This window comes from Litoreibacter sp., from assembly GCF_039974535.1.
GTDB lineage: Bacteria > Pseudomonadota > Alphaproteobacteria > Rhodobacterales > Rhodobacteraceae > Litoreibacter.
In genome coordinates this window covers 277,001-294,328 of the sequence record NZ_JBDWIU010000011.1, presented here as the reverse complement: position 1 = coordinate 294,328, position 17,328 = coordinate 277,001, and the positions used below count along the sequence as shown (strand labels likewise).

The window sequence follows — 17,328 nt, the reverse complement described above, 5'->3', positions numbered from 1 at the left end:
GTCCCTAGTGTGCAGGTTTGATGAAGGTATCGTTGCGTAGGTCACGCATGGCTTCGCGCAGCTCGTCTTTTGTGTTCATCACAATGGGCCCGTGCCATGCAACCGGCTCTTCAATCGGCGCGCCGGAGATCAGCAAGAATCGGATGCCCCGCTCGCCGGCTTGAACCGTCACCTCATCACCAGTGCCAAATTGAACAAGCGTCCGGTTTCCTGACATGTCGCGAATGTTGACTTCCTCGCCCATGACCTCCTTCTCCAGCAGAACGCCTTGCGGGGCGGAGGCATCGCGAAACGAGCCAGACCCGTCAAACACATAGGCAAAGGCGCGGCGATAGGTATCGACCTTGAAGACCTTGCGCACACCCGCGGGCACAAAGATGTCCAGATATTGCGGGTCAGCGGCGATCCCCTCAACAGGGCTTTTCTGTCCCCAGAATTCCCCGATGATGACCTTCACACGGGTGCCGTCGTCGTCGATGATCTCGGGGATGTCCTTGCCTTGCACGTCTTGGTAGCGTGGGGTGCTCATCTTTAGGGATCCGGGCAAATTCGCCCAAAGCTGGAAGCCATGCATCTGCCCTTGGGCGTTCCCTTTGGGCATTTCTTGGTGAAGGATGCCCGATCCCGCAGTCATCCATTGCACGTCGCCCGCGCCCAAAGTACCAATGTTTCCAAGGCTGTCGCCATGCTCAACCGTGCCATTCAGCACATAGGTAATGGTCTCGATTCCGCGGTGTGGATGCCACGGGAAGCCATTGGCGAAGTCGTCGGGATGCTCGTTGCGAAAGTCGTCGAACAGCAAGAACGGGTCCAGCATGGTCGGATCATGAAAGCCAAATGCGCGGTGCAATTTTACGCCAGCCCCTTCCATCGTTGGCACAGCAGGGGTCGCGGCTTTGATCGGGCGGATCGACATGTCGGATCTCCTTTGCGCAAAAGGTAGCGCTGCAGGCACGATGCGTCCACCGCTGCCTCTCGCGCAGATTGCGTTCATTTTCGCACAATGCGCTGCAGTGTCGCGTTTGACGTAGACGGGTCGCGAAGGCTCTTTCACCGTTGGGTAAACACTAAGGGAGGCAAGACATGCGAATAGGGTTTATCGGGTTGGGTAACGTGGGGGGCAAGCTTTCTGGCTCGCTACTGCGCAACGGTCATGATGTGATAGTGCGGGATTTGGACGACGGATTGGTCGCGGCGGCTGTGGCCAAAGGGGCGAAATCAGCCGATAGCCCGCGAGAACTGATGGATGCAGTTGATGTCGTCATCACCTGCTTGCCGCACCCAACCATCTGCGCGGCGGTGGTAGAAGGCGAAGACGGGCTATTGGAAGCGATGGGGCCAGGAAAGATCTGGTTGGAGATGTCCACAACGGACGAGGCCGAGGTCAAACGCCTTGGCGCGAAGGTATTGGCGACAGGGGCGGCGGCGGTCGATTGTCCTGTCTCCGGGGGGTGCCACCGAGCGGATACGGGGAATATTTCTATTTTTGCAGGATGTGACCGCAGCACGTTCGAGGCGGTCTTGCCGTTGCTTACCACTATGGGGCGGCGGGTGCTGCATACTGGTGATCTTGGGTCGGCCTCTGTCTTGAAGGTGCTGACCAACTACTTGGCGACGGCCAATCTGATCACCTGCGCCGAGGCGCTGACCGTCGCGAAAGGGGCGGGGATGGATTTGAATGTGGCCTATGAGGCGATGAAAATTTCGTCCGGCACTTCATTTGTGCATGAAACCGAAAGTCAGGTGATCTTGAACGGGTCGCGCGACATATCCTTTACGATGGATCTTGTCCTAAAGGACATTGGCCTGTTTCAGGAGATCGCAGACCGCGCGGGCATATCGCTTGAGATGAGCCCGTTGATGATCGAGATATTTAAGGACGGTATTGCGCGGTATGGGCCTCGCGAATTGTCGCCAAATATTATCAAACGCCTGGAGGATGCCACTGGCCTCGATGTGACCGCACCGGGGTTTCCTGCCGAGATGGTTGATGAGGAACCGGAGGAGCAAGGCTACGAGGTTGTGCCAAATCGCGGATGATGGGCTAGCTTCCAAGCCCGTGTCGCGGTAAGCGGTGCGGGCACAACCGGAAGTGAGATCTATGGCAGAGCATGAAAACGACGAGCATTCTGAAGTGATTGCAGGGCTGGTCCCGTCTGCCCCGCGCAGGTTTTTCGGCGTGGCGGTACTCTATGCTTTGGGGGGGTTGCTGCTTTATCTTGTTTTAGTTCAGCCACCTGAAGGCTTGCATTTGATCTTTTTGCTGGGACTGATCGGGGCCGCTTGCATCTATGGTGGATACCGGATGTGGGACGTCACAGGAGAAATGATCGAATTAACTATGGACGAGCTGCGCACGTCTGATGGCCGCGTCATTTGCCGGATAGATGACGTGGAGAAGGTGGACCGTGGCTTTTTCGCGTTTAAACCGTCCAACGGGTTCTTGATGAAGCTTAAGCAGCCGCACCCTAAGGCTTGGGCGCCTGGTTTGTGGTGGCGGGTCGGCAAGCGTGTTGGTGTCGGGGGGCTTACCTCGGGCGCACAAGGCAAGGTGATGGCTGATACGTTGGCCGCGCTGATTGCGCACCGTCAGGGTTTGATTGACCTAGACGGCATTAACTAGAAGCTGGGCGAGGGCGCGCGAGACGCCCCCACCGATGATTTTTTACAGACCTTTGGCGCGGTAGCTGCTTGAGATGCGATCGATGGACACAAGATAGGCCGCGATACGTAGATCATGTACGTCGTCACGCTCGTGCCAGACCTTACGCATCGCCTGATAGGCCGTGCGCATCGTGTCGTCCAAACCGGACCGAACCAGCTCAATCTCGCCGGCACCCTGCAAGAAACGGGCCTTGAAGTCGGGGCTGAGCTCCCAACCTAGACCTTTGTCACCCGATAAGCGTTCCAACTCATTGATTAGCAACAGATGTTGCGCCTCTTCTTGGCGCTTTCCCATGCGGCCAAAGCGGATGTGGCTCAGGTTTTTCACCCACTCGAAGTAGGACACCGTCACCCCGCCCGCGTTGGCATAGAGATCAGGAATGATCACGCAGCCTTTCTCGCGCAGGATGTCATCCGCACCCGATGTGATCGGACCATTCGCGGCCTCGATGATCAACGGGGCTTGGACACGGTCGGCGTTCGACAGGTTGATAACCCCCTCCAAAGCCGCAGGGATCATGATGTCGCATGGGGCTTCCAGGACGCTTGCACCATCCTCGACATAAGTGCCCTCAGGGCAGCCTTTGACACCGCCATGCTCCCCGATCCACGCGCGAACGGCTTCGACGTTTAGACCGTTGTCATTGGTCAATGCGCCGTCCCGCTCAATGATGCCGACGATAAGTGAGCCATCCTCTTCGGACAAAAACTTCGCCGCGTGATAGCCCACGTTGCCGAGGCCTTGGACGATTATCCGCTTGCCTTCGAGTGATCCTTCAAGATTCGCAATCGCCACATCTTCGGGGTAGCGGAAGAACTCTTGCAGCGCGTATTGAACGCCGCGACCAGTGGCCTCCACACGGCCAGCGATGCCGCCGGCATTCAACGGTTTGCCTGTGACACAGGCCCGCGCGTTGATGTCGGTGGTGTTCATGCGGGCATATTGGTCCGCAATCCACGCCATCTCACGCTCGCCTGTTCCCATATCGGGGGCGGGCACGTTTTGACTGGGGCTGATCAGGTCGCGTTTGGCCAGCTCATAGGCAAACCGACGGGTGATTTGCTCCATTTCGTGCTCGTCCCAGTCGCGTGGGTCGATGCACAACCCACCTTTTGAGCCGCCGAACGGAGTTTCCACCAAGGCGCATTTGAACGTCATCAACGCGGCGAGCGCCTCAACTTCGTCCTGATGCACGTTTGGCGCGAAGCGAATTCCGCCCTTTACAGGTTCCATATGCTCGGAGTGTACGGCGCGGTACCCTGTGAATGTATGGATTTGGCCGCGCAGTCGCACGCCGAATCGAACAGTGTAGGTCGCGTTGCAAACTCTGACCTTGTTTTCCAAACCCGGCGGCAGGTCCATCAGAGCCACGGCCCTGTTGAACATTAACTCGACGGATTCACGAAAAGAAGGTTCGTTTTCTGTGCTCATGGTGTCCCCTTGTCACAGCTGATATTAATGAATCGCCTAAAATTTGGGCGATATGAGAACTTAGGTTAATGCCAGAAATTCCTTAACGTAAACGGTTTTTATTCCTTTGGCTCTGCAATGTGCGATTCTTTAGAGACCGCCTTTGATTGGCTATGTTGCGGAGACAATGCCTAACATTACTTTAAAACGTTGCTGTATTTACCTACCAAACGCCTTATTTACGCCCAATTTCGTCAAACTTCAGACACAGTAATCTAGTTAATTCGACTTTGAACAATTTACGTCAGGCAACTTCGACGCATGCCAGCGTCTAAGGCCAGCGTTAGGGAAGGTTCAGTCATGAGTGACAAGAGTATTATCAAGACCGAAGCTGAGGACAGCTTGGACGATGAGTTAGGCTTCATGGGCCAAATCAAGCAACGGCTTGTCGGCCGAACGCGCGGTTTTGCCTCCGAGCAAAGCGGATCTATGATCATTTTTGCCTTGGTCATCTTTATGATGGTTCTGCTGGCGACTGGGATGGCGATTGACTTCATGCGTCATGAGAACATGCGCACCCGTCTACAAGCCACATTGGACCGCGCCATTTTGGCGGCGGCTGACTTGGATCAAACGAATGACCCAGAAGCAGTCGTAGAGGACTATTTCGCGAAATCAGGCCTGTCGAACTATCAGCTGGACGTTGACGTTAGCGAAGGGCTGAACTTCCGAACCGTTACAGCCAACGCCACCAGCACGGTTGATAGCATGTTCCTGAATATGGCTGGCATTGAAAGCATCGATGCACCTGCGGGCGGTACCGCTGAGGAGCGGATCAACAACGTTGAGGTGTCCCTTGTTCTGGATATCTCGGGCTCGATGGACAGCAATAATAAGATCGAGAACATGCAAACGGCTGCGAATGAATTCGTGGATACAATGATCACGGCTGACACTAAGGATTTGGTGTCAATTTCGGTCGTTCCCTACACTGGCCAAACCAACGCGGGCGCAGTGTTGTTCGACTCGATAAATGTTGATCAAGTGCATAGTTATTCTCACTGCGTAGAGCTTGACGCGTCTGACTTCACGTCGGTGCCGTTCAATCCTCTTAAGCAATACAAGCAAATGCAGCATTATGAATACTCCAGCGCATTTTACGGCTCCTCGTCAAACTATGAGATCCAGAACCCATGGTGTTCGGACAAAGCGTACGAAGAAATTCAACCGTTCAAGAACGACAATGCGAGTTTGAAAAACGTGATCAATTCATATGAGCCTCGCTCGGCGACAGGCATCCACTATGCAATGAAGTGGGCTGCTGCTTTGCTGGATCCATCAATGCGCTCCACCGTGAATTCGTTGATCGACACCGGTGCAGTTGATCCGGTGTTTCGTGGCCGTCCTGCGGCCTACGACGATGAGGAAACCGTGAAGGCGATTGTTCTTATGACCGACGGTATGAATGTGGATCAGTACCGCATCAATGATTGGGCTTACAACTCTGTGTCTGAGTATGCACACTGGTCTCAGTTCACCCTGTGGTACTACCTGTATAACTATGTGCGCAGCAGCTCACGGTCCAACTACTATAATCGAGTGCACAATTCCACTGAGGCAGACGAACGTCTGGATGACATTTGCGAAGCCTCGCGTGTGAATGGGATCGTGGTATTTACCATCGGGTTTGAGATCATTAATAACGCCGCCGCCTCCGCAGTGATGAGCCGCTGCGCGACATCTTCTAGCCACTTCTACGCGGTAGAGGGTGTAGAAATCAGCGACGCCTTCGGTGCGATTGCCCGTACAATTAACCAGTTGAGGTTGATCCAATGAGTAAGCAAAACCCGTCGCGGCTGGGCCGCATGTGGAAGCGTCTTATGGGACGGGAGGATGGCAACGCAACTATCGAGTTTGCGATCATCTTCCCAGGGTTCTTCCTGATTTTCATGGTGATCTTCGAGCTGGGACTGCTCATGACACGCTACATGATGTTTGACCGGGCGTTGGATATCTCTGTGCGCGAAATGCGTCTAACAGAGAACCGCGCGTTTACCAAAGATCAGGTCAAGCAGCTGCTTTGTGCTCAGACCGTTATTCTGGCGAACCACTGCGTTGATGACGTCACCATTGAGCTTGTGCGCATTACGGATGTGATTGGGGACGATTGGGACTTTCCATCAGAAACGGCTCAATGTCGCGACTATGGTGAGGATGTAATCCCTGTGACGCGGTTCGATAGCCCGACTGAAAGTAATGATGTGGTTTTTGTCCGGGCTTGCATGTCTATGAAACCATTCTTTGAATCGGCAGGCCTAGGGGCGTTCCTGACGCGAAATACAACTCCGGACCGCCTGAATATGATCGCGGTTTCCGCGTTCTCCGTAGAACCGAACGAATAGAAAGGAACGGATCATGAAAAACTTGTTTTTGACGTCTGTTGCCCCATTTACGCGGTTCATTCGTGACACGCGTGCATCCATGACGGTCGAGGCTGTACTGATGCTGCCTTTGTTGTTTGGATGGTTCGTTGGGAGCTTTGTGTTCTTCGATGGTTTCAAGAACCGTAATATGGCGCTTAAGGCGACCTATACGATTGGCGATATCTTGTCGCGCCGTACTGAGGGTGTGACAGAAGAGTACATCGCAAATCTTCAAGCGCTCTATGATAATCTAGCGTTCACAACAGGTAGTTCTGCGTTGAGGATTACCAGTTTGGCTTGGGACGGCGAAAAACACAGCGTGATATGGTCATCCTCCAGCAAGGAAACTTTGTCGGAGCAAGACGACGACCAGGTCGAGTTGGAGGCGTTCAGAGATCGCGTTCCATTGATGGCCGATGGCGAAACGGTCATTTTGGTTGAAACGTTCACCGATTATAACCCAGCGTTCAACGTCGGTTGGAGCCACCATGTGTTTGAGAACTTTGTGGTAACTTCCCCACGATTCGCGTCCTGCCTGACTTGGGATGACGGTGTGAATGTTCCTAGCTGCTAGGTGATGGCGGCGCATTCGTCATTATAATGCAATCAATGTGGGGCAGGGTCTTTCGCTCTGCCCGTTTTGCTGTTTGTCTACCCGTAGTGACTGCGGGAGATGCTCATGGGCTACAATGCCTTCCAAATCCTCAAAGAAGGGTTAACCGGTAACAAAGGTTGGCGCCCCGTTTGGCGCGACCCCGAGCCGAAGCCCGAATATGATGTCATCATCATCGGCGGCGGCGGGCATGGCCTCGCAACGGCGTATTACCTGGCTAAAAATCACGGGCTCACCAATATCGCAGTGCTGGAACGCGGCTATATCGGTGGCGGCAATGTGGGGCGCAACACGACTATCGTGCGCGCCAACTACTTCCTGCCCGGAAATTCCGAATTCTATTCCCACTCCCTCAAACTGTGGGAGGATATGGAGCAGGACCTAAACTACAACACCATGCACTCGGGGCGCGGGCTGATTAACCTCTTTCACTCCGACGGACAGCGCGATGCCTTTGCGCGGCGCGGCAACATGATGTGCAACCAAGGCGATGACGCGATCTTGTTAGACCGCGAAGGCGTGCGCAAAGAACTGCCCTACCTCGACTTCGAGAACCACCGCTTCCCCGTCTACGGCGGGCTTTATCACCCGCGCGGCGGCACGGCGCGCCATGATGCGGTGGCATGGGGATACGCACATGCGGCCGATAAATTAGGCGTCGACATCATCCAGCAATGCGAAGTCACCGACATCGATGTGAAAGACGGGGTGGTGCAAGGCGTGCAAACCTCGCGCGGCGCCATTCGCGCCAAACGGGTGGGGATCGTGGTCGCGGGCCGCTCGTCCCAAGTCGCGGCCATGGCGGGCCTAGAGGTCCCAATCGAGAGCCATGTTTTGCAGGCCTTTGTGTCCGAGGGCCTCAAGCCCACCGTCGATCACGTCGTCAGCTTCGGGATGGGGCATTTCTACCTGAGCCAGTCCGATAAGGGCGGTTTGGTCTTTGGGGGCGATTTGGATTTCTACGCCTCCTACGCGCAACGGGGCAACCTGCCGATGATGGAACACGTGATGGAGGCAGGCATGTCCCTCGTGCCAGCGTTGGGCAAAGCCAAGGTGCTGCGCTCTTGGGGGGGGATCATGGATATGACGCCGGACGGCTCTTTTATCATCGACCGCACCAAGGTCGACGGCCTCTATATGGACTGCGGCTGGTGCTACGGCGGCTTCAAGGCGGTGCCCGCGTCAGGCTGGTGCATGGCGCATTTGATGGCCGAAGATAAGCCGCATGAGGTGGCCGAGCGTCACACATTTGATCGGTTCCGCACAGGCCACGGCCTGATGGATGAAGAGGGCACTGGCACTCAACACAACCTACACTAAGGACGAGACATGCGAATCAAATGCCCTATCTGCGGTGAACGTGACCGGCGCGAGTTTTACTACCTTGGTGCCGCCGACTACCTTGATCGCCCCGCCGAGGGCGACTTAGACGCGATCCACAAATACCTGCACATCCGTGAAAACCCCGCTGGTGTTACACGCGAGCTTTGGCATCACGAGGCTGGCTGTTCCAGCTGGTTGGTGGTGGAGCGTAACGTGACCACCCATGACATCCTAAGCGTGGAACTGGCATCCGATTTAGCATCCGAGGTGGCAAAATGAGGTTGCAAAACAAAGGCCTGATTGACCGCACGCAAACCCGCAGTTTCACTTTCAACGGCAATAGTTATTCCGGCTTCAAGGGCGACACGCTCGCCTCAACGCTCCTTGCAAATGGCGTCCACCTTGTGGGCCGCTCGTTTAAATATCACCGCCCACGCGGGCTAATGTCCGACGGCACCCAAGAGCCGAACGGGCTGGTCGAGTTGCATCAAGGCGACCAGATCACTCCGAACCTACGCCTGACAGGTCAAGAACTCGTAAACGGCCTCGATATTCGGTCGCAAAACCATCTTGGCAGTCTTGAATGGGATGTGTTGGAGCTGAACGACCTGATCTCGCCATTCCTAAGTGCTGGTTTTTACTACAAAACCTTCATGTGGCCTAAGGCGTTCTGGGAGAAAATATACGAGCCGATTATTCGCCGTGCCGCAGGGCTTGGGCGGCTATCAATGGCGCAAAACTCGGACCGCTACGACAAGGCATTCGCCTTTTGCGATGTGCTGGTGGTGGGGTCCGGTCCCGCCGGTATCATGGCGGCGATGACCGCGGCGAAGGCGGGCGCGCAGGTGATCTTGGCCGAGGAAGACTTTGAGTTTGGCGGCCGATTGAATTCCGAGACATATACAATCGGCGACAAACCCGCGCACATCTGGGCGAAAGATCAAATCGCGAAACTGGCCGAAATGGACAATGTGCGCCTGATGAAGCGCACCACCGTGACCGGCGCATATGACGGCGGCACCTACGGGGCAGTGGAGCGTGTGTCGCATCACCTTGAGCATGCAGGCGACGCTCCGTTGGAGACTTTTTGGCGTATCGTGGCCAAAGGCTGCGTCTACGCGGCGGGCGCGATGGAGCGTCCGATTGCGTTCCAAAACAACGACCGTCCCGGTGTGATGATGGCCTCCGCGCTGCGCGGTTATCTCAACCGTTTTGGGGTGGCAGCGGGCAAGCGCGTCGCGCTGTTTGGCAATAACGATGACGCCTTCCGCACGGCGAAAGACCTGTCGGACGCGGGCGTGCATATCGTGGCCTATGTGGACAGCCGCGCGGACGCCGAAATTTCCGGCAATTTCCCGATCTACAAAGGCGCGCATGTCACCAACGTCAAAGGCCGCAAACTGGTCGAGGGGGTGACGATCTCGGACGGCGTGGGCGATATCATGGCCGACTGTTTGGGCGTCTCGGGTGGTTACAACCCGACGGTGCATTTGCCCTGCCACATGAATGGCCGTCCGCAATGGAATGAAGACATTGCCGCATTTATCCCTGTGCCAAACATGGTGCCGGGGATGGAGGTCGCAGGGGCGGCTGGCGGCAGCTTTTCGACGAAGGCTTGCCTGAAGTCAGGCGTCTTTCGTGCGAAGGAAGTGTTGAAAGCACTGGGCATGGAGGCCCGCGCGCCTGCCATACCAAAAGCCGACGACACGCCGACGCAAATCAGACCGCTTTGGGCGGTGCCTGGAAAGGGGCGCGCGTGGCTGGATTTTCAAAATGATGTGACGGTGAAGGACGTGAAGCTCGCCGCGCAAGAGAACTTCAAATCCGTCGAGCACATGAAGCGCTACACCACCCAAGGTATGGCGCCGGATCAAGGAAAGAACAGCAACGTCAACGCTTTGGCCGTGCTTGCTGATGCGACGGGGCGTGGTATCCCTGAGACAGGCACAACCACCTTCCGCCCGCCTTATACGCCAGTGGCAATTGCGGCGATGGGAGCCTACGCGCAAGGCATGGGATTTGCCCCCCAACGCTTCACCACCAGCGATGAAATATCGCGTAAAAACAACGCCCCAATGATCGAGGCGGGGCTATGGTACCGCCCCAGCTACTTCCCCAAAGATGGTGAAACCCATTGGCGGCAATCTTGCGACCGTGAGGTCACCATGGTGCGCTCTGCGGTGGGGATTGCGGATGTGTCGACCTTGGGGAAAATCGACATTCAGGGGCCCGATGCAGGCGCTTTCCTCGACTTTCTTTACATAAACACGTTTTCCACCCTGAAACCCAGCAAGGTGCGCTACGGCATTATGCTGCGCGAGGATGGCTACGTCATGGATGACGGAACCACGGCCTGCATTGCGGAAAATCACTACGTTATGACTACGACAACTGCCGCCGCAGGGCAGGTGATGCGGCATTTGGATTTTGTCTCCCAATGTTTGCGCCCCGATCTTGATGTGCAGTTCATTTCGGTGACCGAAGCTTGGGCGCAATTCGCGATCGCAGGGCCGAAGTCACGTGATCTTTTGGCGCAGGTGTTGGACGGTGCGCCGGATTTGCCCTTCATGGGGTGCGGCGAGGTTTCAATCGGTGGGATCAAAGCCCGCTTGTTCCGTATCTCTTTTTCGGGCGAACACGCCTATGAGCTGGCCGTCCCCGCCCGTTATGGCGAAAGCCTTTTCAAGGGGTTGTTGGCTCAAGCTGAGGCAATGGACGGCGGTGCATATGGTATGGAGGCGCTTAATGTTATGCGCATTGAGAAGGGCTTCCTGACGCATTCCGAAATTCATGGACGTGTCACTGCTGGCGACGTGGGAATGGGCATGATGATGTCGAAGAAGAAGGACTTCATCGGCAAGACCGCCGCTATGCGCCCGGGGTTGCTAGAGGGCCGCGAAGAGCTCGTAGGCCTCAAACCCGTAGGCGCGGTGAAGGAGCTGAATGCTGGGGCGTTCTTCTTTGATCTGGAGGATGATCCGATCCGCGAAAACCAGCAAGGCTACACCACATCCGTGGGCTTCTCGCCAGAGTTGGGGATGATCGGCCTTGGGTTCCTGAAAAACGGGCGCGAACGTCACGGGGAAGTTGTGAAACTTGTCGATCATCTGCGCCATGTCACCACACGGGTGGAAATTTGCCACCCCGTGTTCCTAGACCCAGAGGGGAGCAAAGCCCGTGATTGATCTCAAATCTAAGTCCGCTGCCGAAGGATTGCTACCTGTCGTCGTTGGCGGGCTTTCGCTTGAAGAGGTGCCGCACCGCGAACTCTATTCGGTAGCGCCTTTCAAAGGTGCTGATGTCTCGCCAGAGTTGAAGAAAGCCGTTGGTGTGAAGCTGCCAGAGGCGGGTAAAGTGAGTGCAATTGACGGGGTTGAGATCGTGTGGACCGCGCGCGGTCAGTACTTCTTGATCGGGGCCAAGCCGCCCAAGTTAAATGCCGCAATCACCGATCAATCGGATGCGTGGTGCGCGGTGTCACTGATGGGGGCAGGGGTCGCTGATGTCATGGCGCGGCTGTGTCCGGTGGATGTGAATGCGATGTCTGAAGGGGATGTCGTGCGCTCGCTTATAGGCGAGATGAGCGCGATCATCGTTCAGCGAGCAGGCGGCTTCGAGATCATGGTGTTCCGCGCATTTACAAAGACTTTGGTGCACGAAATGCACGCCACAATGGTGTCGGTCAACGCGCAGATGTAGATGGGTGCCTCTCAGATACGTGATCGCTCGTGAATAGCTATTTCACCCTTGCCTGAATAGCGTTTGCGAAGCATTGCAACGGGAGAGACGGCATGACGAACACATCCAAATTCACAACATTTTGCGGAGCACTGGCACTATCAGTTGCGGGCGGTGCTTTGGCAGCCCACGCGGATGGCGCCACTGACGTCGAAAAAATGTCGTTCTTTATTACCAGTGTTGCCGGAAGTGACGGCGCGAATTTCGGCGGATTGGACGGGGCCGATGCGCATTGCACGACCCTCGCTAAAGCTGCTGGATCTTCCAAGTCTTGGGCCGCATATCTCAGCACAAGTATGGTAATTGATCGCAGCAGCGGCTCCCCTGAAGTAACAAACGGTATCAGTGCACGTGACCGCATTGGCTCGGGCCCATGGTACAATTCCAAAGGCGAAATGATCGCGGGAAATGTCGATGAATTGCACAGTGATCAAGTCAACATCAGCTTGGCTACTGGGCTTGATGAGACGGGCCATGAGGTTAACGGGCGTGGCGGCAAGCCCAACATGCATGACATCCTGACTGGATCAGATTCAAATGGTCACTTCTCGACCGCAGGCGGCGACACGACATGCAGCAACTGGACCAGCAATGGCCAAGGCTCGGCGATTGTGGGGCATCATGATCGTGTAGGGCTGAACAAATCGCGCAACATGATCTCGTGGAATTCGGCGCATGGTTCTGCTGGCTGTGGCGCTGCGGATTTCCCAAAAACAGGTGGTGCGGGTTTGCTTTACTGCTTCGCAACCAACTGATCAGTATTGCATAGCGACTGAGATTTACCCATCTCGGGACGCGGATGCGATAACGCGTGCCACTCCAGTTGGCACGCGTTTTTTATTGGGGGATAGCGTTTTTAACGCACCTAAAACGTCTTCTTGAAATTTTCCTCGCCGCATCAGAGTATTTGCCGATGAGCAGGTTAAACCTTCGTGACCCGTAGGTGCGCGTGTCGCAGAAACTAACTAAATCCGCGGGAATTCTAGGTTAGCTCACTGGACTCTGGCGTCCATGCACCCGATATTCTGGTCTATGAGCTTGCCACCCGGTTTCCTTGATGAATTGCGCGAACGGACCTCCATCTCTCAGGTGGTGGGGCGTAAGGTTGTGTGGGATCAACGAAAGTCCAACCCAGGCAAGGGCGACATGTGGGCGCCATGCCCATTTCATCAGGAAAAATCCGCCAGTTTTCACGTGGATGACCGCAAGGGCTACTACTATTGTTTCGGCTGCCAAGCCAAAGGCGACGCGCTTAAATTCATTCAAGAGACTGAGAATGTGCCGTTTATGGACGCGGTCCAGATCATGGCGCAAGAGGCTGGCATGACCATGCCCGCTCGCGATCCCAAGGCGCAAAAGCAGGCGGACCGCCGCACGCAATTGGCGGAGGTGATGGAGCAGGCCACTCAATTCTACCGCCTGCAATTGAAGTCCGGCGCAGGATCGGCTGCACGCGACTACATCAATAAACGCAAGCTGTCCCAGCAAACGCAGGATCAATTCGACATAGGATTTGCACCTGATGGCTGGCAAAACCTATGGGATCACTTGACTGGCAAGGGTGTGGCGGAGGAGCTTATCCTCGCCGCTGGTCTTGCCAAAGAATCTACCAAGGGCGGCAAGCCTTACGACACCTTCCGCAACCGCATTATTTTCCCGATCCGCGATCCTCGTAAACGCTGCATTGCGTTCGGTGGCCGGGCGATGGACCCGAATGACAACGCGAAGTATCTGAACTCGCCGGAAACTGAATTATTCGACAAGGGGCGCAGCCTCTACAACCATGGCCCCGCCCGCGAGGCCGCGGGTAAGGGCGAGCCGTTGATCGTGGCCGAAGGCTACATGGACGTGATTGCGCTGTCGGCGGCAGGGTTGAAATCCACCGTGGCCCCCTTGGGTACTGCTGTGACGGAAACGCAGTTGCAGCTTTTGTGGCGCATCTCGCCAGAGCCGATCATCGCACTTGATGGTGACACTGCGGGGATCAGGGCCGCGATGCGGTTGATTGATCTGGCGATGCCAATGCTATCGGCGGGGCAGTCTTTGCGCTTTTGCGTGTTGCCGGACGGCTTGGACCCTGATGACCTGATAAAGGCTCAAGGGGTGGATGCCATGCGCGCGCTGGTCGAGAACTCCAAACCCTTGGTACATTTGCTGTGGCAGCGCGAAACCGAAGGCAAGGTCTTTGATAGCCCAGAGCGTCGTGCGGCCTTGGATCAATCCTTGCGGGCTGCCTTGAAGAAAATCAGCGATGGCAATCTACGCAGCCACTACGGGCACGAGATCAAGCGCCTGCGTGCGGAGCTGTTTGATCTGAACCCGACCCCACGAAATGGCGGCGGGGAATGGCAACCCAATCGCGACCGTGGGTCATGGCAAGGCAAAGGGAAGGGCAAAGGTAAATTCCCTGATAAGGGCGTGGCGGTGGCCTCGACCAAGAACTCCTTGCTGGCGCAGAGCACTGATGTGGAAGAGCGCGTGCGCGAGGCCGTAATTCTTGCCATCCTCATGGCGCATCCGGTGTTGCTGGTGGATTTCTTGTCGGAGCTAGAGGTGCTGGACCTGCACGGCAATGACCACCGTATGATGCTGTCGGCCTTACTGCGTCACAGCGACGAGACCGACGCGGAGCACCTGAAGAACATTCTTGTGACCGAGATTGGCCAAGCCCCCCTTGAAAAGCTTTGGTCGCTTAGCCATGTGCAGATTGCGCCTGCTGTTAGGGCAGGGGCCGACCTAAAACTCACCCGTATGACCATGGCCGAAGAGCTCGCCAAACTAGAGGCACGTCGCGGTGTTCAACGCGAGATTGAAGATGCTGTGGAAGACCTTGATGGCGTGGCCGACGAGGCGCTGACATGGCGTGTTGGGCAGGCGGCGGAGGCCCGCAATAATGCTATGCGCAGCAAGGGGATATCGGACGGGGGCGTTGGGGAAGATCGCGGGTCCATGTCTGACTATTTACAGTCGCTTATCGATGGTGAGATTTGGGTGAAGAAGGGGCAATAAGCCCGATGTAGAAACCGACGTGCGAATCACTCCGATTCGCGGTATTGATTCGCAGTGATTCGCACGAATCACCTCTAGGCGCTTTTTGGGAGGCACTCATGGCCAAAGACACCGACGATCAGACGCAAGCGCGCGAGGATGCCGCAGCGGGCCTCGATATGAGCCAAGCCGCCGTCAAAAAGATGATCGCCGAAGCGCGTGTGCGCGGCTACATCACCTATGACCAGCTCAACCAAGTGTTGCCGCCGGAGCAGGTTGCCTCTGAGCAAATTGAAGACGTGATGTCGATGTTGTCCGAGATGGGCATCAACATCATTGAGGAAGAAGAGGCTGAAGACGACAGCACCAAAGATTTGGTCGAAGTCGATAGCTCTGCCAAAGAAGTCGTCCTTTCGACCTCTACGACAGAAGTTTTGGACCGCACTGACGATCCCGTTCGCATGTACCTGCGCGAAATGGGCTCTGTTGAGTTGCTGTCGCGCGAGGGCGAAATCGCCATCGCCAAACGTATTGAAGCCGGCCGCAACACCATGATCGCTGGTTTGTGTGAAAGCCCGCTGACCTTCCAAGCGATTACCATCTGGCGTGACGAGCTTTTGTCAGAAGACATTTTGCTGCGCGATGTGATCGATCTTGAGACCACATTTGGCAACACGCTAGAGGAAGAAAGCGACGAGACCGAGGCCGTTGTGGCCCCCGTCGCGGGTGGCGAAGCAAAGCCGGCTGAGGCCGCGCAAGAGCTGGACGCCGATGGCAATCCAATCGCCAAAGACGACGATGAGGATGACGAGGACGAGCAAGCCAACATGTCCTTGGCCGCGATGGAGGCCGCGCTGAAGCCGCGCGTGCTGGAAACTCTCGACCTAATTGCGAATGACTACGAGAAGTTGGCGGCGATGCAGGATTTGCGCATCTCGGCGACGATTAATCATGACGACACCTTCTCGAAGAAAGAAGAGAAGGCGTACCAAGGCCTGCGCTCTGAGATCGTCGAGATGGTGAACTCGCTTCACCTGCACAACAACCGTATTGAGGCGCTGATTGACCAGCTCTACGGCATCAACCGCCGCATCATGTCGATTGACTCCAGCATGGTGAAACTGGCCGACCAAGCCCGCATCAACCGCCGCGAATTCATTGATGAGTACCGTGGCTACGAGTTGGACCCTGGTTGGGTAGACCGCATTGTCGCCAAAACTGGACGTGGCTGGAATGCGTTGATGGAGCGGTCCCGCGAGAAGGTTGAAGACCTGCGCGCCGAGATGGCGCAAGTGGGGCAATATGTCGGTGTCGACATCACCGAATTCCGCCGCATCGTGCAGCAAGTTCAAAAAGGTGAAAAAGAGGCCCGTCAGGCCAAGAAGGAAATGGTCGAGGCCAACCTGCGCCTCGTGATCTCCATCGCCAAGAAATACACGAACCGCGGCCTGCAATTCCTAGACCTCATCCAAGAGGGCAACATCGGTCTGATGAAGGCCGTTGATAAGTTCGAATACCGCCGTGGTTATAAGTTCTCGACCTATGCGACATGGTGGATCCGTCAGGCGATCACGCGCTCGATTGCCGACCAAGCCCGCACCATCCGTATTCCGGTCCACATGATCGAGACGATCAACAAGTTGGTCCGAACCGGTCGCCAAATGCTTCACGAGATTGGTCGTGAGCCAACACCGGAAGAGTTGGCCGAGAAGCTGCAAATGCCGCTTGAGAAAGTGCGCAAGGTTATGAAGATCGCGAAAGAGCCGATCTCCTTGGAGACGCCAATTGGTGACGAGGAAGATTCGCAACTTGGCGATTTCATCGAGGACAAGAACGCCGTGCTGCCTTTGGACAGCGCCATTCAAGAAAACCTCAAGGAAACCACAACCCGCGTGCTGTCGTCCTTGACCCCGCGCGAGGAGCGTGTGCTTCGGATGCGGTTTGGTATCGGCATGAACACCGACCACACGTTGGAAGAAGTTGGCCAGCAGTTCAGTGTTACACGCGAACGTATTCGCCAAATCGAGGCGAAGGCGCTTCGAAAGCTCAAGCATCCGTCGCGGTCGCGCAAGCTGCGCAGTTTCTTGGATCAGTAATATATGAAAGCGCCCTTCGGGGCGCTTTTTTCTTGCGAGTTCAACGGGGTGCGACACCAACTCACTTGCGAC

14 protein-coding genes are annotated in these 17,328 nt (G+C 55.9%); 12 read left to right on the top strand and 2 right to left on the bottom strand.

What is annotated here, in order from left to right; all coding sequences use genetic code 11:
• Positions 1–4: 4 nt before the first annotated feature.
• Complete coding sequence (locus ABJN86_RS11925; RefSeq protein ID WP_348367380.1) at positions 5–916, bottom strand: pirin family protein; 912 nt, start codon at positions 914–916, stop codon at positions 5–7.
• Positions 917–1,083: 167 nt separating this feature from the next.
• Between ABJN86_RS11925 and ABJN86_RS11920 the strand changes: the two genes are divergently transcribed.
• Together ABJN86_RS11920 and ABJN86_RS11915 are read left to right on the top strand one after the other, a co-directional pair.
• Positions 1,084–2,040, top strand: coding sequence for an NAD(P)-dependent oxidoreductase (locus ABJN86_RS11920; RefSeq protein ID WP_348367378.1), 957 nt, complete (start codon positions 1,084–1,086; stop codon positions 2,038–2,040).
• 61 nt (positions 2,041–2,101) lie between these two features.
• Complete coding sequence (locus ABJN86_RS11915) at positions 2,102–2,623, top strand: hypothetical protein (RefSeq protein WP_348367377.1); 522 nt, start codon at positions 2,102–2,104, stop codon at positions 2,621–2,623.
• Between the two features lie 42 nt (positions 2,624–2,665).
• Here ABJN86_RS11915 and ABJN86_RS11910 read toward each other — a convergent pair whose 3' ends face one another.
• Positions 2,666–4,096 carry a Glu/Leu/Phe/Val dehydrogenase gene (locus ABJN86_RS11910; protein WP_348367375.1) on the bottom strand — a complete coding sequence of 477 codons (1,431 nt, stop codon included), beginning with the start codon at positions 4,094–4,096 and terminating at the stop codon, positions 2,666–2,668.
• Between the two features lie 339 nt (positions 4,097–4,435).
• Here ABJN86_RS11910 and ABJN86_RS11905 point away from each other — a divergent pair, with 339 nt between their 5' ends.
• From ABJN86_RS11905 to rpoD, 10 genes are all read left to right on the top strand, one after another.
• Entirely contained in the window at positions 4,436–5,911 is a 1,476-nt protein-coding gene (locus ABJN86_RS11905) for a pilus assembly protein TadG-related protein (RefSeq protein WP_348367374.1), read from the top strand.
• The gene (locus ABJN86_RS11900; protein WP_348367372.1) at positions 5,908–6,477 is read left to right on the top strand and encodes a TadE/TadG family type IV pilus assembly protein; all 570 of its coding nucleotides are present in this window, start codon (positions 5,908–5,910) and stop codon (positions 6,475–6,477) included. The genes ABJN86_RS11905 and ABJN86_RS11900 overlap by 4 nt, the downstream gene beginning before the upstream one ends.
• 13 nt (positions 6,478–6,490) lie before the next feature.
• Entirely contained in the window at positions 6,491–7,072 is a 582-nt protein-coding gene (locus ABJN86_RS11895; protein ID WP_348367371.1) for a pilus assembly protein, read from the top strand.
• Positions 7,073–7,177: 105 nt separating this feature from the next.
• Positions 7,178–8,431 carry a sarcosine oxidase subunit beta family protein gene (locus ABJN86_RS11890; RefSeq protein ID WP_348367369.1) on the top strand — a complete coding sequence of 418 codons (1,254 nt, stop codon included), beginning with the start codon at positions 7,178–7,180 and terminating at the stop codon, positions 8,429–8,431.
• Between the two features lie 9 nt (positions 8,432–8,440).
• Positions 8,441–8,713 (top strand): sarcosine oxidase subunit delta, encoded by a 273-nt coding sequence (locus tag ABJN86_RS11885; RefSeq protein WP_348367367.1) that lies wholly within the window; start codon positions 8,441–8,443, stop codon positions 8,711–8,713.
• Entirely contained in the window at positions 8,710–11,619 is a 2,910-nt protein-coding gene (locus ABJN86_RS11880; RefSeq protein ID WP_348367366.1) for a sarcosine oxidase subunit alpha family protein, read from the top strand. The genes ABJN86_RS11885 and ABJN86_RS11880 overlap by 4 nt, the downstream gene beginning before the upstream one ends.
• Complete coding sequence (locus ABJN86_RS11875; RefSeq protein WP_348367364.1) at positions 11,612–12,133, top strand: sarcosine oxidase subunit gamma; 522 nt, start codon at positions 11,612–11,614, stop codon at positions 12,131–12,133. Before ABJN86_RS11880 ends, ABJN86_RS11875 begins: the two co-directional genes overlap by 8 nt.
• A gap of 92 nt (positions 12,134–12,225) precedes the next feature.
• On the top strand, positions 12,226–12,927 hold the full coding sequence (locus tag ABJN86_RS11870) for a hypothetical protein (protein WP_348367363.1): 702 nt from the start codon (positions 12,226–12,228) through the stop codon (positions 12,925–12,927).
• 277 nt (positions 12,928–13,204) lie between these two features.
• Positions 13,205–15,181, top strand: coding sequence for a DNA primase (gene dnaG, locus ABJN86_RS11865; protein ID WP_348367673.1), 1,977 nt, complete (start codon positions 13,205–13,207; stop codon positions 15,179–15,181).
• A gap of 98 nt (positions 15,182–15,279) precedes the next feature.
• Positions 15,280–17,256, top strand: coding sequence for an RNA polymerase sigma factor RpoD (gene rpoD / locus ABJN86_RS11860; RefSeq protein ID WP_348367361.1), 1,977 nt, complete (start codon positions 15,280–15,282; stop codon positions 17,254–17,256).
• Positions 17,257–17,328 lie beyond the last annotated feature (72 nt).

What these genes read in the sequence shown, in the direction of transcription:
- ABJN86_RS11925 (WP_348367380.1), bottom strand. Translation starts at nt 916, where the DNA reads ATGTCGATCCGCCCGATCAAAGCCGCGACCCCTGCTGTGCCAACGATG.
- ABJN86_RS11920 (WP_348367378.1), top strand. Translation starts at nt 1,084, where the DNA reads ATGCGAATAGGGTTTATCGGGTTGGGTAACGTGGGGGGCAAGCTTTCT.
- ABJN86_RS11915 (WP_348367377.1), top strand. Translation starts at nt 2,102, where the DNA reads ATGGCAGAGCATGAAAACGACGAGCATTCTGAAGTGATTGCAGGGCTG.
- ABJN86_RS11910 (WP_348367375.1), bottom strand. Translation starts at nt 4,096, where the DNA reads ATGAGCACAGAAAACGAACCTTCTTTTCGTGAATCCGTCGAGTTAATG.
- ABJN86_RS11905 (WP_348367374.1), top strand. Translation starts at nt 4,436, where the DNA reads ATGAGTGACAAGAGTATTATCAAGACCGAAGCTGAGGACAGCTTGGAC.
- ABJN86_RS11900 (WP_348367372.1), top strand. Translation starts at nt 5,908, where the DNA reads ATGAGTAAGCAAAACCCGTCGCGGCTGGGCCGCATGTGGAAGCGTCTT.
- ABJN86_RS11895 (WP_348367371.1), top strand. Translation starts at nt 6,491, where the DNA reads ATGAAAAACTTGTTTTTGACGTCTGTTGCCCCATTTACGCGGTTCATT.
- ABJN86_RS11890 (WP_348367369.1), top strand. Translation starts at nt 7,178, where the DNA reads ATGGGCTACAATGCCTTCCAAATCCTCAAAGAAGGGTTAACCGGTAAC.
- ABJN86_RS11885 (WP_348367367.1), top strand. Translation starts at nt 8,441, where the DNA reads ATGCGAATCAAATGCCCTATCTGCGGTGAACGTGACCGGCGCGAGTTT.
- ABJN86_RS11880 (WP_348367366.1), top strand. Translation starts at nt 8,710, where the DNA reads ATGAGGTTGCAAAACAAAGGCCTGATTGACCGCACGCAAACCCGCAGT.
- ABJN86_RS11870 (WP_348367363.1), top strand. Translation starts at nt 12,226, where the DNA reads ATGACGAACACATCCAAATTCACAACATTTTGCGGAGCACTGGCACTA.
- dnaG (WP_348367673.1), top strand. Translation starts at nt 13,205, where the DNA reads ATGAGCTTGCCACCCGGTTTCCTTGATGAATTGCGCGAACGGACCTCC.
- rpoD (WP_348367361.1), top strand. Translation starts at nt 15,280, where the DNA reads ATGGCCAAAGACACCGACGATCAGACGCAAGCGCGCGAGGATGCCGCA.